The sequence below is a fragment of the Binatus sp. (SeqCode) genome, from assembly GCF_049584895.1.
Classification (GTDB): domain Bacteria; phylum Desulfobacterota; class Binatia; order Binatales; family Binataceae; genus Binatus.
On sequence record NZ_JBAUYR010000036.1, the window covers coordinates 121,590 to 137,237 of the forward strand.

13 protein-coding genes are annotated in these 15,648 nt (G+C 61.8%); 9 read left to right on the plus strand and 4 right to left on the minus strand.

Annotated elements, in window-relative coordinates:
* Positions 1-27: 27 nt before the first annotated feature.
* The 8 genes from mltG to WB650_RS07025 all read left to right on the plus strand — a co-directional run bounded on the left by mltG (position 28) and on the right by WB650_RS07025 (position 9,888).
* Positions 28-1,038, plus strand: a complete 1,011-nt coding sequence (gene mltG, locus WB650_RS06990) for an endolytic transglycosylase MltG (protein WP_422305678.1) — start codon at positions 28-30, stop codon at positions 1,036-1,038.
* A 23-nt stretch (positions 1,039-1,061) separates the two neighbouring features.
* Entirely contained in the window at positions 1,062-2,669 is a 1,608-nt protein-coding gene (locus tag WB650_RS06995; RefSeq protein WP_423959936.1) for a hypothetical protein, read from the plus strand.
* 24 nt (positions 2,670-2,693) lie between these two features.
* Positions 2,694-3,713: an AAA family ATPase gene (locus tag WB650_RS07000; protein ID WP_422305674.1), complete on the plus strand. Its 1,020-nt coding sequence runs from the start codon at positions 2,694-2,696 to the stop codon at positions 3,711-3,713.
* 2 nt (positions 3,714-3,715) lie between these two features.
* On the plus strand, positions 3,716-4,615 hold the full coding sequence (locus WB650_RS07005) for a DUF58 domain-containing protein (RefSeq protein ID WP_422305672.1): 900 nt from the start codon (positions 3,716-3,718) through the stop codon (positions 4,613-4,615).
* 11 nt (positions 4,616-4,626) lie between these two features.
* Entirely contained in the window at positions 4,627-6,435 is a 1,809-nt protein-coding gene (locus tag WB650_RS07010) for a vWA domain-containing protein (protein ID WP_422305670.1), read from the plus strand.
* On the plus strand, positions 6,432-9,008 hold the full coding sequence (locus WB650_RS07015; RefSeq protein WP_423959938.1) for a VWA domain-containing protein: 2,577 nt from the start codon (positions 6,432-6,434) through the stop codon (positions 9,006-9,008). Before WB650_RS07010 ends, WB650_RS07015 begins: the two co-directional genes overlap by 4 nt.
* A complete protein-coding gene (locus WB650_RS07020; RefSeq protein WP_422305666.1) occupies positions 9,005-9,568 on the plus strand; it encodes an NUDIX domain-containing protein in 564 nt (187 codons plus the stop codon). Before WB650_RS07015 ends, WB650_RS07020 begins: the two co-directional genes overlap by 4 nt.
* Before the next feature lie 101 nt (positions 9,569-9,669).
* Positions 9,670-9,888, plus strand: coding sequence for a hypothetical protein (locus tag WB650_RS07025; protein WP_423959939.1), 219 nt, complete (start codon positions 9,670-9,672; stop codon positions 9,886-9,888).
* A gap of 26 nt (positions 9,889-9,914) precedes the next feature.
* Here WB650_RS07025 and WB650_RS07030 read toward each other — a convergent pair whose 3' ends face one another.
* The 4 genes from WB650_RS07030 to WB650_RS07045 form a co-directional block, all read right to left on the minus strand.
* Positions 9,915-11,606, minus strand: coding sequence for an ATP-dependent DNA ligase (locus WB650_RS07030; protein WP_423959941.1), 1,692 nt, complete (start codon positions 11,604-11,606; stop codon positions 9,915-9,917).
* A gap of 119 nt (positions 11,607-11,725) precedes the next feature.
* Complete coding sequence (locus tag WB650_RS07035) at positions 11,726-12,541, minus strand: alpha/beta fold hydrolase (RefSeq protein ID WP_422303926.1); 816 nt, start codon at positions 12,539-12,541, stop codon at positions 11,726-11,728.
* Positions 12,542-12,551: 10 nt separating this feature from the next.
* Positions 12,552-12,968 carry a hypothetical protein gene (locus tag WB650_RS07040; RefSeq protein ID WP_422303927.1) on the minus strand — a complete coding sequence of 139 codons (417 nt, stop codon included), beginning with the start codon at positions 12,966-12,968 and terminating at the stop codon, positions 12,552-12,554.
* A gap of 17 nt (positions 12,969-12,985) precedes the next feature.
* A complete protein-coding gene (locus WB650_RS07045; RefSeq protein ID WP_422303928.1) occupies positions 12,986-14,296 on the minus strand; it encodes a glycosyltransferase in 1,311 nt (436 codons plus the stop codon).
* A 107-nt stretch (positions 14,297-14,403) separates the two neighbouring features.
* On the opposite strand from WB650_RS07045, the gene WB650_RS07050 reads away from it, so the two are divergent.
* Complete coding sequence (locus tag WB650_RS07050; protein ID WP_422303929.1) at positions 14,404-15,648, plus strand: D-alanyl-D-alanine carboxypeptidase family protein; 1,245 nt, start codon at positions 14,404-14,406, stop codon at positions 15,646-15,648.

Sequence of the window (15,648 nt, forward strand, 5' to 3'; positions counted from 1 at the left end):
ACGGCTTGGAATATAATTTCCCATTAGATGAAGCGTGCGGCGACAATTCTTGTGATCGCGATCGTCCTCGGCGCGTCGTACGCTGCGGTTTCATACTACTGGATTAATCCTACCGAAACATTTGCCCCGCCTCGCGAAGTCACGATTGAAAAGGGCGAGTCGTTTCGACAAATCGCGCGCGCGCTCGCTGATGCTGGCGTCGTTCGGAGCGAAATCGCGCTGCGCGTGTACGGCCGGATGAGCCGGACTGCGAGCCAGATAAAGCCGGGCGACTATGCGTTCAAAGGTGGCGAGCGGATTCCCGATGTGATGCGCCATCTGGTCAAGGGCGATTTCATTGTTGTGACCGTCACGATTCCCGAAGGCCTGACCGTGCATGAAATTGCGGAGCGGGTGGCAGCGACCGGGCTGGTCTGCGAAGACGAATTCGAGAATGCTGCCCGCGACGGCGAGATCGTCCGCGCGCTCGGCCTGATGCCGCTCGGCGCGGAGGGCTACCTGTTCCCCGCGACCTACAAATTCTCGCCGCACGCGAAGACCAACGACGTGCTGGTCGCGATGCTCGCGCGCTTCTACCAGGTCCTGACGCCGAAGGTGGAGGAGCGGATGTTCGATCAGGGCCTCGACGCGCGCCGGCTGGTGACGATGGCGTCGATCGTCGAGAAGGAAGCGAAGGCACCCGATGAGCGGCCGCTGATCGCAGGTGTCTTTTACAATCGGCTGCGGCTCAATATGCCGTTGCAATCCGATCCTACCGCTGAGTACCAACTCGACGGCGCCAAGGAGTCGGCCGCGAGCGCGGTTCACACGACGTCGGCATTCAACACCTACGATTTTACCGGCTTGCCGCCCGGGCCGATTGCGAATCCGGGATTGAAATCAATCGAGGCCGCGCTGTACCCGACGCAGACCGATTTTCTTTATTTCGTAGCGCGCGAAGGCGGCACTCATGTCTTTTCGAAGTCGTACGACGAGCATCGGCACGTGATCGCGCTCGAGCGGAAAGACCCCGTCGGCAAACCACCAGGAGCCCGGTAGAAAAGGCTTCTTGCGGCCATCGGTTGTACGGTCGCATCTGCGTCGAGTACGCTATAATTTCTATTCCTGTGGACAATCCGGTCGAGACAATCGGCACTGCGAGCGCGCGAATCGCGCGGCTGGCGGCAATTCGCACAATGCTGTGTGCAGTTGCGCCTGCGCTCACCGCGATTGCGCTCGGAATATTGCTCGAGCCTATCGGCGATGCGACGTGGGCGCGGTACGGATACTCGCTGACGCCGGATCGCGCCAACTTGCTGAGCCTCTTACTGGTCGGCGCGGGACTTGTCGTGCTTGCGGCCGGAATAGTGATGGCGTTTCGCGCTTATCGGCGCGCCAACGACTTCGTTGCAGCCGCCGCCGAGCTCGACGACCTGCTGGAATGCAACCAGGAGATCGTTACGTTCGCGACGCTGGCGAATCCGTCGACGCCCGAGAGCAGTCGCGCGCGGCGCACACCGCTTTTTCCGATTCTGTGGCGGCGCGCGATCGCGCTGTTCGGCGGTCTCGACATCCGCCGCGAATTCAAACTCGAAGTCGGCGAGCCGCTCAAGCGCTCTTCGATTTTCGCCGGCGTGGTCGCGCTCGCGATGGTGCTGGCGACCCTCGGATTAGTGCGAGCGCCGACGCCCGAGAATAGAGAAGCCGCCAAGCTGCGCGCGATCGCCGAAGAGATCGCGCGAACCTCGACGAGCGCCGACGATACCGCGCTCGCAGATAATATTCGCAAGGCGGCAGACGCGCTGGAAAATTCCAAGCTACCGCCCGAGGAGAAAAAGGCGCGCCTCGAGGAAGCGATGAAGCAGGCCAGGAAGGCTGCCGAAAAGCGCAACAACAGCCAGTCAGGAAAAAATCAAGGCAACGGCAAATCAGCCTCGCAGAACGGAAAGGGCAGCGGCAACAGCAAGGGCCAGGGGAATTCATCGGGCACTGGTAGCGGTCAGGGCAAGAGCGGGACCGGTAGCGGTCAGAATGCCGGCGGCAACAACTCGGGCTCGGGCAAAGGCGGCACTGCCAACAATTCGGGCAAGAACCAGGGCGGAAACGGATCGGCGAAGAACGACAAGAACAAGAGCGACCAGACCAATATCGAGCTCCAGAACGAGCTCGCCAAAGCCGAAGCACAGGTCGAAACCGCCAACGCAAAAAATCCCGGCCCCGACAGCCAGCCCGGCAACGACAAGAATCAAGGGGGCGCCAACAAGCCCGGCGACAAGTCCAATCAGAGCGGCAGTCAGCCCGATCCTAACAAGCCCGGCGACATCCCGAGGCCGAGCGCCAACGGCGATCGCAATCTTCCCAACGCCGGTGGCAATCCGAAAAATAATACCGACATGGGCTCGAACCTCGGCGATACGCATCTCGGCGAGATGCCAACGTCGACCAATGCGCAACGCTTCCTGAAGCCCGGCGAGAAAGGCTCGACCGTCGATATCAAGGATGCGCGTTACGTCATGTTCCGATTGCCGGGCGCGCCCACTACCGGTAACGGCGGGAAAACTGTGCTCGATACCGATCGGCTCAAGGCGACGACCGCGTACGTCAATGCTCCGCTTGCGCCGACCCGCGACGACGCGCCGCCCGACGAGCGACAACTGGTTCCGCCGCGCTATCGGGACATGATTCACTAGCTTCACGATAAGGAAGGACAACGGATGGGAGCGGCTCCTCAGCAAATTTCACCCGATCAGCGGGTGGCGGATTTTCGCAAGATTTTCTCGCGCGCCGAGAGCGAAGTCGCGCGCGTAATCGTGGGTCATCGCGAGGTAGTAAGAAAAATGCTGACCGCGCTGTTTTGCGGCGGCCATATTTTGATCGAAGGCGTGCCCGGACTCGGCAAGACCCTGATGGTCAAGGCGGCCAGCGAAACGCTCGGACTCAGCTTCAAGCGAATCCAGTTCACGCCCGACCTGATGCCCTCGGACATCATCGGCACGCAGGTGCTGACCGAGGCTGAGGGCCATCGCGAGTTCCAGTTCAAAGAGGGCCCGATCTTCGCGCACATGGTATTGGGCGACGAGATCAATCGCGCGACTCCGAAGACGCAGTCGGCCGTGCTCGAAGCGATGGAGGAGCATCAGGTCACAGTCTTCGGCACCACTTATATTCTCGAGCCGCCGTATATCGTGCTCGCCACGCAAAATCCGATCGAGCTCGAAGGAACCTATCCGCTGCCCGAGGCGCAGATGGATCGGTTCATCTTCAAAGTCGTGATGGGATCGCCCAAGCCCGACGAATTGCGCGAAATCCTCAACCGCACCACCGGCACGGCGCAAAACAAAATTCAGCCGCTGTTCGAACCGTCACACGCGCCGCGTGCGATCGAGGATCTCAAGGCGCTCGTGCGCGAGGTGATGGTGGCCGAGCCGCTCGAGCGTTATATCATCAGCGTGATCGGCGGATGCACGCCCGGCGGTCCCGGCACGCTTCCCGAGGTCTCGCAATATTTGCGCTTCGGACCGAGTCCGCGCGGTGCGCAGGCGCTGATTTTGTGCGCCAAGGTTAACGCCTTGCTCGCGGGTCGCGTGAGTGTGAGCTACGACGATATCGATGACGCCATCATCCCGTGCCTGCGCCATCGCCTGCTCCTCAACTTCCAGGCCGAGGCCGAGAGCGTCACCGCAGAATCGATCCTCGAGCAGGTGATAAAGCGGCTCAAGAAGCCGCGCACGTAGCAATGTTCGGATTGCCGGATGAGTTTACGCCGGGATTTCTCGCCCGGCTCGAAAAGCTCAGGATCAGAACCCGCCAGCGCTATGCCGGGCTAGGCCGGGGCATGCACTTGTCGCCCAAGCGCGGCTCGTCGCTCGAGTTCAACGACTACCGCCACTACTCGCCCGGCGACGACTTCCGCTACATCGATTGGGGACTTTACGGCCGCAGCGACAAACTCTACATCAAGCTGTTTCAGGAAGAGGAAGACCTGCTCACGTACATCTTCGTCGACGCAAGCGCGTCGATGGGATATCCAGCGGGCGATCGCAAATTCGAATCCGCGATGCTGACCGCGCTCGCGCTCGCGTACGTCGCGCTCGCCAGCGGCGATCGCGTGATGCTGCGGGTGCTCGGGGGCAAGGGCGCGAAGGTGAATCCGTCCTTCGTCAACGGGCGCCATCGAATCGTCGAGCTCGCGCGACGCCTTCACGATCTGAAACCGGGCGGGCAGTTCGATTTCGCGACTTCGCTCGCGACCGAGCTGCTCTCGATTCGCCGCGCCGGCAAAGTGTTCATCGTTTCCGATTTCCTGATGCTGCTCAACTCGGTCACGAAAGGCCTTGGGATGTTCACCGCGGCCTCGATGGATCTCACGGCCGTGCAGATTCTCGGCGGGCGCGAGCTCAATGGACAAGGACTCTCCGGCGACGTCGAGGTGATCGACTCCGAATCGGGCGAGCGGCTGCGGGTATCGATCGGCGATCGCGAGCGCACGCAATATCGCGAGACGATGCTGCGGCTGACGCGCGAAATAAAATCGTTCTGCCTCAAGCGCGGGCTGCACTACTCGCTCTACACCACCGACAACGACTTCCAGCAATTCTTTGTCCGCGCGGTGCGCGACCTCGGCCTGGCGCATTGAAGAGTTAACCGATGGGACTGCTCTATCCAGGCGCGCTCGTTTTTTTTGCCCTCGTGCCGGCGCTCGTGCTTGCGTACCTGGCACGGGAGCGGCCGTCGCGCGTGACGGTCTCGAGCGTGCTGGCGTTCCGCGCGCTGCGCGGTTTTCGACGCGAGCGTTTCGGCGGATGGCCGCGGCTGGACTGGATGTTCTTCGCCGAGGTTTTGATCCTGAGCCTGGTGGTGCTCGCGATGGCGAGCCCGTTCATCTGGAAACGAAGTTCTCCGCTCGCCGTCGTGATCGACAATTCCGCCGCGATGCAGGCGCTGACGCCCTCGGGTAAGACCCGTTTCGACATCGCGCGCGAAAAGCTCGACGCGGAATTGTCAGCCGAAAATGGCGGCGGCGAGATTTCCGTTTACACCACCGCGCCGCAACCGCGAAGGGTCGCGCCGCCGTTCATCACGCTGACCGAAGCGCGCCTGGCGCTGCGCCGAATCAAGCCGACCGACGCGCCCAACGATCAAACTACGCTGGAGAACTTTCTCAGCAACCTCGCGTCGGAGGCGCGCGTCGCGAAGGTGATTTTTGCCGGCGCCAATGCGCTAGCAGCGCCGGTCCCCGCGCGGATTCATCCGATTGCGGTCGGCGATGCGGTCGTAAACGCCGCGATAGGGTCATTCACATTGAGGCGCGAAGTCCTTGGCGCGGAAGCACTTCATGCGAGTCTGACCATCGCCAACTTCAGTCCTGAAACGCGCACGCTCGACCTCGTCGTGACCGGTGACGGCAAGGAGGTCGCCCACGCGAGAGAAGCGCTCGGCGTGCGCGAGACCGCCACGCTCGAGTTTCCCAAAATACCTCCCGCGCGCATCTACCAGGCGAAACTCGCGCCCGACGACGCGCTCGCGCTCGACAACGTTGCCTACGCGACGGCCGGGTCCGTCAAGAACGTGTCGATTCTCTTCATCGGCCCGACTCCCGCCGATGCCGACGGGCTGAATTCGATTCCCGGTGTAGCAGTTACCGCAAAGAGTCCCGATTCATATTCACCCGACGAGCTCGGCAATTACGATCTGGCGATTTTTGAATACGCCACGCCCAAGGAATTGCCGGCGGTGAACACGATGCTCGTGATGCCGCCGCCGGGCGATCCCGTTTTCGGATTGACGGTGACTCCCACTGCGAAGGTCGAGATTGCCGGATGGCACACGACTGACACGCTCACCGATTCGGTGAATTTCCGCCTGCTGAGTCTGCGCGGCGGCGAGTATTTCGGGACGCATCCGTGGATGAGCCAGGTGGTCGGGGGCGACGGCGGCGCGCTGCTGTTGAAAGGCGAACGCGGCGCGCATCGTTTCGTCGCGACCGGCTTCAATCCGTTCCCGTATCTCGGGCGGCGTAACCTGCCGATGTCGATCCTGACCCTGAACGCGATCAGCTATCTCGCCGGCCTCGGCTCGACCAGTAGCGGCTACCGCACCGGACAGCCGTGGCTGGTACCGGCGGGAGTCGATCGCGTAATACTGCCCTCGGGAAAAAAGAAGGTGGCGCATCCGGGCACGCTCTTTACCGACGTCTCGGAGCAAGGAGTCTATGAACTCGTCGGCCCCGGCGATGCCCGGACGCCGCGCGCGGTGAATCTCGCCGATCTCACCGAGTCGGATCTCTCCAGCTCGCCGTTGCTTAAAGTCGAAACCCCAAATTCAGCCTCCGCTGCCGCGCCGGTGATGGAGAAGTCGTCGCTCAGCGATTATCTGCTCTTCGCGATCATCGCGCTGACGGCTCTGGAAGCGCTCATCGTGTATCGCCGCCGCCGAATCGTCGAGGCCGCGCCATGATTCCCGCAGGCATGCCGCATGATTTGACGTTTGCGCATCGCGACCTTCTCTACCTGCTCGCGATTCCCGCCGTCATTCTGCTTTGGGGTCTTATCAACGCGCGTGAGCTTCGCCGCGTGTTTGCCCCACTGATGCGCGCGATAGTGCTCGCGCTGTTCGTCGTCGCGCTCGCAAATCCGCAGCAAGTGATGCATTCCGAGGGCGCGGCTCGCCCCGCGATCGTCGATGCGAGCGCGAGTATCACGCCTGCGATGCGCGCGTGGACGCTGAAATTGCTGCACGACGATCTCGGTCTGCGCGCGGGAGATCCCGCGTACATGTTCGCGGGCGACGCGACGCCGCAATCGATCGGCGCCGTCGAATCCGCGTTCGCCAACGGAAGCGGATGCGCCGAATGCGGGCCGGGCGCGACCAATCTCGAAAGCGCGCTCTATCGTATCGCGGCGGATCCCGACGCGCATGGCGGCCCGGCCGTGATGGTCACCGACGGCTGGCAAAATCGCGGCGACGCGGACCGCGCTATCAGCGCGATCGTCAACGCCGAGATTCGCCTCGACATCTTCACGCCGCCGGGTGCGCGGTCGATTCCCAACGTCGCGATGACGGCGCTCTCGCTTCCGCCTGCCCTCGAGAAAGCCGCGCCCTTCGAGCTCGGCGTCACGATGGAAAATCTCAACGACGCTTCCGTGACCGGTACAATCGCAATCGAGCGCGATGGCGCGCTGATCGATCAGCGCAAAGTGACGCTGCCGCGCGGGTCGCAACGCTTCGACTTTCCCGTTCGCACCGAAGCCGCGGGCCTGGCTTCGTACTCCTCGACCTACAAGCCCGACAATCCCGCGTTCGACGCGTACCTCGAGGACGACTCTCTCAAGGGATGGGTCGGTGTCGGCACCCGGCGCAAGGTTCTGATTCTCACCGACAGCGCGAAGGACGCGAACTACCTCGGCACCGTCGTCAATCGGATGGGCTTCGATCCCACCGTCATTCCCGTCACCGGCGGGACGTGGGACGGCGCCGTCACCGGCTATGACGCGGTGCTGATCAACAACGTCCCCAGTGAACGAATCGCGCCGGCCGCGCAGAATGCGATGGTGGCGTATGTCAGCCGCGGCGGATCGCTCGCGATGGTTGGCGGCGATTCGAGTTTCGGCCTTGGTGGCTATGCGGACAGTCCGCTCGCGCCGATAATGCCGGTGACCATGAAGCCGCCTCAGCACAAGGAAAAGAAACGCGCGCTGGTTTTGATTATCGACAAGTCGGGCTCGATGGGCCGCAACGACAAACTCACTTACGCCAAGGCCGCCGCCGAGACCGTCACCAAAAATCTCAAGGACAACGACCTGATCGGCGTCATCGGATTCGACTCGCAGCCGTTCGTTGTAATCCCGCTGCAACCGGTCGGGCAGAGCCGCGCCTATTTCAATCAGATGATCGACCGGCTCTCCGCGCACGGCCAGACCTTCCTGATTCCCGCGCTGCGCGAGGCCGAACGCACGCTCGGCAACAGCGGCGCGCAGTCCAAGCACGTAGTGATCCTCACCGACGGCGAGACCGGTGGCACCGCCGAGATGTACTACGACCTCGTCTCACGGATGCATCATGACTCCAATACGACAATCTCGACCATCGCAGTCGGCACTGAGGCCAACATCGACCTCCTGCAAGCGATCGCGAAATACGGCGGCGGTTCGTACTACCAAACCGACAGTGCGAGCAATCTGCCGCAGCTTTTCGTCGAGGATTTCAAAGCCCACGGCGGCGAGATCACGATGGTGGAAAAAGAATTCACTCCGCGCACCGCAAGCCCTGACGCGATTCTGAAAGACCTCGCATCGCGCCAGATGCCGCCGCTGAAAGGCTACGTCTCCACCGAAATAAAGCCGAGCGCCACGATGGATATGTACGTCGATCGAGCCGACACCCACGAACCCGTGATCGCGAGCTGGAAATACGGCGCAGGCAAGGTGATGGCGGTGACGACCGATGCCAGCGGCCGCTGGTCTGGGACGTGGGTCACTTCAAACCTCTTCGCGCCGCTGTGGGACCGACTGCTCGCATGGATGACGCCGGAAGTGCCGACCGAGCCGAAGATCGACGTCGCGCTCGGCTACAACGCGGGGCGCATCAACATCAAGCTCACCGATTACAGCGCCGAGCCCGGCAACGCTGCGCGTCTCGTGACTGTAATCGTGACGCGGCCCGACGGAACCCGTACTGAAACCGCGCTGACTGAAGAAGTGGTGGGCGAGTTGTCGGGATCGATCGACGCCCCCGCGCCCGGCAATTACTACTTCGAAGTGCGTTCGCCGGCCGGCAAGGATAAAAAATTTCCGCCGCTCGCGTTCACCGTCAGCCCGAGCGTCAACGCCGAACTGCCGCGCCCCGAACCCAATTATGGCCTGCTTGAAAAGCTCGCGTCCGCGACTGGCGGACGTCTCAATCCTTCGCCGGCGGAAGTCTCGACCGAGCGCGCCATGCTCGAGCGCCGCGTCTCGATGAATCCGTACCTGCTCGTCGCCGCTATGATACTGCTAATCGGTGAAGCGCTGGTGCGCCGGCTGACCGCATGAAGAAGCACGACCCAATTCACGCCAACCATCGCGTACAGCGCGACTATCCCGCCAAGGTGAAATTCTGTCCGCTATGTGGCGCCGCGATGGAGTCGCGCATGCTGATGCCCGAGAACGCCGAGCGCAAAGTATGCACGCGATGTGGCTTCGTGCTGTTCCCGGGACCGAAGCTGGTCGCCGGTTGCTTCGTCGTCGACGCGGGACGCGTGCTGCTCCTCCGCCGCGGCATCGAGCCCGCCGTCGGCAAGTGGACCTTTCCCGGCGGCTACGTCGATTTCGGCGAGAACGCCGCCGACGCCGCGCTCCGCGAGACGCGCGAGGAAGTCGGCATGCGCGTCGCGCTCGGTCTTCTGCTCGGAGTGTTCAACGATGGGCCGAATACCGTCGTCGTCTATCTCGCCACACCCGGCAAGGAACCTCCGTCGCTCTCGGACGAAGCGACCGGAGTCCGCTACTTCGCCCCCGACGACATCCCATGGCCCGACCTCGCCTTCCCGACGACGATAGACGCCATTACCGCTTGGGTCGCGTCCACCCGAAAACCCCGCCAATCAGCTTAAATTTCCGGCGTCGAGCATTAGCCGTTCTGACGCAATTGTGCTAATTAATTTATCTTGATACCCGGCGCCTGCGGCCATTCCAAGTTAAGGAGGTGGCTTTTATGGAACGGGTTGAAGTGGTTTGCGGCAACGTTTTCGTCATCCGGACTCGTCAGCTGAGTCCCGACTGGTGGTGCTGCGACCTGTACGAGCGGGTCGACAGCGAAGCCGGAGTCGAAGCCTTCGTGCTCGAGGATTTCGGCCAATCGGAAATGGAAGCGATCGGGATGGCGCTCAGCGACGCGCACGAGCCCAACCACATCCAGCATCACCACCACTGATTCGCGGCGCGGCGACCAGTGAAAAATCAGACCTTTCCGGCCGACGGCAGAATTTTCTGCCGCTCGTAATCTGCAGTCACAGTATCAATTGAGTCCGCCTGCTCCGGCGACTTGTCGTCGCGGATGCGCACGATACGCGCGAATCGCAACGCCATGCCGGCGGCATAGTTCGGACTGCGCTGGATGTCATTGTAAGCGACCTCGACCACGACTTCGGGGCGGACGCTCACGACTCCATGCGACTCCGCGGTCTTGAGCGCGAGCAGCCGCTCCGTCATCGCGCGAAATTGTTCGTCGCTGAGACCCTTGAACGTCTTACCGAGCATCGCAAAGCCACCGCTCTGGTCGCGCGCCGCGAGATGGTAATTGGACAGCCAGCCGTGGCGGCGTCCGTAGCCCCACTCCGCCGCGACGATCACCAGGTCGAGCGTGCGTGTATGCTTTATCTTGAGCCATCCGCGCCCGCGCGCGCCCGGCGTGTAGGCGCTCGAGAGCGACTTCGCCATCACGCCTTCATATCCGGCAGCCACCGCTTCCGCGTAAAATTTTTCGGCGTCAGCGAGATTCGGCTTGATGATTCGTTCGACGATTTCCAGCCCGGCTGACGACTGCAATTCCTCGAGCATCGAAATTCTTTCCGCCCACGGACGATCGATCGTCAGCTCGCCGTCGAGTGCGAGCACGTCGAACACGTACAGCTTCAACGGCTGCTCGACGCGCGCCTTCTCGACCTCGCGAGTGCGTCCAAACCGACGCATCAGATCCTGAAATGCGGCCGGCCGCCCCGACGCGTCGACGCCGATCACTTCGCCGTCGAGGATCGCGTGACGCACGCCGATTCGATTCACAACCTCGACCACGTCGGGAATGCTCTCGGTAATCTCGTTCAGCCTGCGCGAAAAAATCCGCACACCGCCATTTTCGTTGCCCGCATGATGTATCTGCACGCGCGCCCCGTCGAGCTTGTGCTCGAACGATAGCTCCGGGCCCAGCGTGGCGAACGCTTCCGCAATATCGTCAACCGGAAACGCGAGCATCGGCTTGAGCGGCTTGACTGCGCGCGTGCTCGGCGAAGAATCGCTCACCCCGGATTTTTCCGTGCCGGCCGGCGACCGGATCATTCGCACCACGCGCCCGAGGTCGGCCTCCAGCATATGCAGCCGGCGAACTTCGGTGACCGGCCGCGCGCTCATTTTTGCGATTGCCTCGAGCATCAGCCCTTCGCTGACGCCATGGCGCATCTCGCCGATCAGGATCTTCGCGATGTACTTGCCTTCGAACGCCGATGCGCGCGTAAACAACTCGCGCAATGCATCGAGCTTGCGGTTGCGCGCGTGGCGCCCCTCGATCGCAGCAATCTCGGCGAGTTTTTCATTGAGCTCGCGAATCGTAAGCGTGGGTTCGGGATCGGCGCCGCGAAGCTTGAGCGTCATCTCGACCGCCTCGCCAAAATCCTCGGCGGCGGTGAAAATATCCTCGCCCTGGTCCGCGCTGTCGGTCATCTCGGCGACGATTTTCCAAATTGCGCGGCCGCTTATCTGCAGGCGCTTCTCCTCGCCCTGCTCGACCGCGCGCCCGACCATGAATCGCGCCGCTATTTCCGCCTCGTCAACGTCGAGCGCAGCCAGGAAGGTGCCCACCTCTTCGGCCATCTGCAGCCGGCTCTGAGTCTGGCTGAGCGATTGGCAGACGACCGCGAAATCGTAAAACGAAGGCATTAGTCATCCTGACGAAGCGAGCATCGCGAGCGGCAGGAACTGGCTTCTTGCCTCGGGACAGCCTCGCGCCAGCGAAGCCGCTTCCGGTTTTGAAAAATCGTGCAGCGCTCCTTTTGATTTCACGCCGCGATCGGATGCGATTTCACGAACGGCACGAATACTTTCAGGAATTCCTCGCGCGCGTCGGACATGAACGCGTGTCCGACGCCCGGGATGATATGTAATTTCGCGCCGGGAATTTGCGACGCGATTATTTCCGAGTTCTTCGCGGGTATCAGCACGTCCTCGGCGCCGGTGACCACCAAAGTCGGCGCTTTGATCTGCGCCAGCCGGTCGAAAGTCTTGAGGGTGTAAGTCGCTTCGAGCTGACGCTGGAACGCAAACGGTGGCGTCGGATGTTTCAACAGGCGCGGAATCGCAGCCTCGAGCAAGTCGCGATGCTCCGCGATGTATTTTGGAGTATGTCCCAGCGGCCATCCGCGCCGAATCACGTCTTCGGGCGAAACACCCTCGCGCGGCGCGGTCAGAATTTTCAAAGATTCGGGCGGCGGCGGCACTGAATGCGTACCGCCCGCCGTCGTGCATCCGAGCGTGACGGTCGCCGTTCGCTTCGGATGCCGCAGCGCGAACTCCTGCGCGATCATCCCGCCCATCGACACACCAAAAATATGCACCCGCGGAACGTCGAGCTTGTCGAGCACGCCCGCCGCGTCATCGGCGAACATCTCGATCGAGTACGGTGCGTCGGGCTTGTCGCTCTGCCCGGTGCCGCGATTGTCGAAGGTGATTACGCGCAACGTGCGCGCGAGGTCGGTTACCAGCTCCGGATCCCACTGCGCTGAACTCGCGCCGAGTCCCATGATCATCAGCAAGGGCTCGCCCTTCCCGGCAACGTCGTAGTTGAGGTTCACATCGCCGACTTGAATCTTTGGCATCTTGATATCCTCACTTGTTAGCGCAGAATCCCTGCTTCTTCATGTACTCGACTGAGTTCTCGGTCAGCGCCGCGTCCGGCGTAGCGTCGGCCCGATAGACCGACGTATGCTGCGGATCGTAATAGCACATCAGCTTGATATTCTGACCCGCGGGAATTTGAAATTCGATTGAATCGGGAAGACTGGGCGGTCCGTAGGACGGCATCGGTATCGTCGCCTTCTGCTCCGTCTGCGGCGCCGCGGTCCCTCCCACGGCCTGGCACATCTTGATCGCATCGATCCGGCAACTGCCGGGTGCAGCTGGCTTCATCTGCATGCTCGCCAGATCCATCCCGGGCGGAGTTGGTCGCTCCTGCTTGCTCGAGCACGACGCGATACAAGTCGCGATCGTCATCAGGATAGTCAGCGCGCTGGCTGGTCTGATCATGATCGGGACTCGCCTTTTCAAGCCGCAGTCAATGCAACCGCGGCGACATCAGCCTGCGCACGCTCCTCGAGCCCAGCCTTGCGGCATCGAAGGATCAGCTCGCTGCGCGCGATATAAGCAGTCTCCTCGATCACGATTCCGTAGCGCGCCAGGATCTCACGGAGCTGGTCGAGTGTGTAATGCGTTATGTGCTCGTCTTTGTACCCGCCGGGCATCAGGAAACCGTAAATCGGTTCGATGATCCGCCAGCCAATCGTCGCATAGTCGGGCGTGCCGAGAATCAGCGTGCCTCCCGTACGGAGCACCCGCTGCATCTCACTGAAAATCGATTCGTCGTATCGGATATGCTCTATAACCTGCGAGCTCATCACGCAGTCGAACGAATCGTCCTTGAACGGCAGCGCGAACGCCGATCCCTGAACCAGGGGAATTTCGTAGCGGCGCAGAAATCGGAGCTTGGCGTAGTTGAAGTCCATGCCGACCACGTTGTTGAGACTCTGCACGATCAGGCTGGAACCGCATCCCGCATCGAGCACGCGATCCGCACCGCGCGCCCACAAGACCGTGATTCGATGGCGGCGGCGCTGCCAGTAGCGCTGCGGCGGAATTTTGCTATAGAAGGCGCGTTCGTCGTAGTCGGCGGACAAGAGCGAGTTGCGGATTTTCCACAGCGACAGCGAAGAACGGAAGATCTTCCAGCCGAAGCTGAAAAGCCTGGCGTGCGATCGGCCCGCGCCGCGCGGAAAATACGTGAACGGAACTTCCACCACGCTGAATCCGCTCGCATACGCCTTGACCAGGATTTCCTCCTGCACTTCGAAATTCGAGGACCTGAGCTCCAGCTCCTTGAACACCTCGCGCCGGTACAGCCGATAGCCGCTGGACATGTCCCGCACCGGTATCGAGAGCATCCGCCGCAACCCCTGGTTGAGAAACCAGCTGGTCGATCTGCGTATGAAGTCGGAGTATGCGACTCCCCCAAGCACGTAGCGCGACGCGACCACGATGTCCGCGCGCGTGCGGGCGCGCCACATCTTGACCACGAAATCCGGGTCATGCGACTGGTCCGCGTCGAGCGTCAGCACGTAGTCGCCGCGCGCCTCCGCAATCCCTGTCTTCATAGCGCCCGCGTATCCGCGCTGGCGTTCTTCAACCACCCGCGCGCCCAGCTCTCGAGCGACTTCGCTAGTGCCATCGGTTGACGGTCCGTCGATCACGATGATCTCATGGGTAATGTGCTCGCGATCGAGCAACGAGATTAGCCTGGGGATCAACACCCGGAGGTTTTCGGCCTCGTTCATGACCGGTAAGATTACGGACATATCCATGAGGGTTCAGTTTCCTTTATGCTTCAACAAAATGGAATATGACCTGTTTGCGAACGTCGCGCGTCGGGCGCTCGCGTAGTAATCTCTTCAGGCGGATGAGGACGGGCGTGCGGATAAAACCAATCTCGAAAATTATTGCGCTTGCAGTTATCGCTATTCTGGCGGCGAGCTCCACGCCTTCGCTGGCGAAGGTCATTCACCGCCATCCCGTCGCGCCGACGGTCCATGAAGACGTAACCGCCGTTCCGCTGACGTCGATTCACGTCCTTGGAGACCGGCCTGCCCCCTTCGCTCTCGACGCGAGGGCCGCCTACATGATCGATGCCGACACTGGCGCGGTGCTGTACGCCTACAACGAGCACGACAAGATGCAGCCCGCCAGCCTCGCCAAGATCATGACCTTCTATCTCTCCCTCGACGCGCTGAAGGCCGGCAAAATCACTCCTTCGACCGACGTCACTATCAGTGAAAATGCCTGGCGGCTCTCGATGAACGACACCGTCTCGCGGATGTTCCTGGGCGTCGGCCAAAAAGTCGCGGTGAACGATCTCCTGTACGGCCTGATGGTGTCGTCGGGCAACGACGCCGCGGTCGCGCTGGCGGAATATCTCGGCAGCACCACCGACGGGTTCACCAGGATGATGAACGACAAGGCCACGGAAATCGGCCTCAAGGAGACTCACTTCAACAACCCCGACGGCTTGCCCGATCAAGGCGAGTTCACCACTGCCGCCGACATGGTCGCTCTCGCGCACTCGCTAGTGATTCATCATCCCGAAGCGCTCACCTACACCTCGGCCAAGGAATTCACCTTCGACAAAATCTCGCAGCCGAATTTCAACAAGCTGCTTCTGCACGATCCTCGGGTCAATGGTATTAAGACCGGTCACGTCGACGAAGCGGGCTATCACCTGGTCGCGTCGGCGTCGTCGAACGGGATGCATCTGCTGTCGGCCGTGCTGGGCGCTCCGAGCGAGGCGCGGCGCGTGACAGAGTCCGAAAAATTAATCGATTGGGCGTTTCGCACTTTCGTCAGCTATCGGCCTGATCTGAAAAAGGCGATGCCCCGGACGATACCGGTGCACGACGGCGTCGCTGAGACCGTCGCGATCGGACCGAACGGCGAGGCAGCGTTCACGCTCGGCCGCGGCGAAGAGACCAAGGTGACGGTTCAATTCGAGCCGTCTGTGAGATACGTCGATGCGCCCGTGCAACCCGGCACGCAGGTCGGAGATCTGACGGTGCTGCTCGCCGGCAAGCCGGAGTCGACGATTCCAATCGTCACCAAGGCGGGCGTCGAGCGCGCCGGATTCTTCGGTCGCCTGCGCCAGAAGATCGGCCGCATGCTGTAA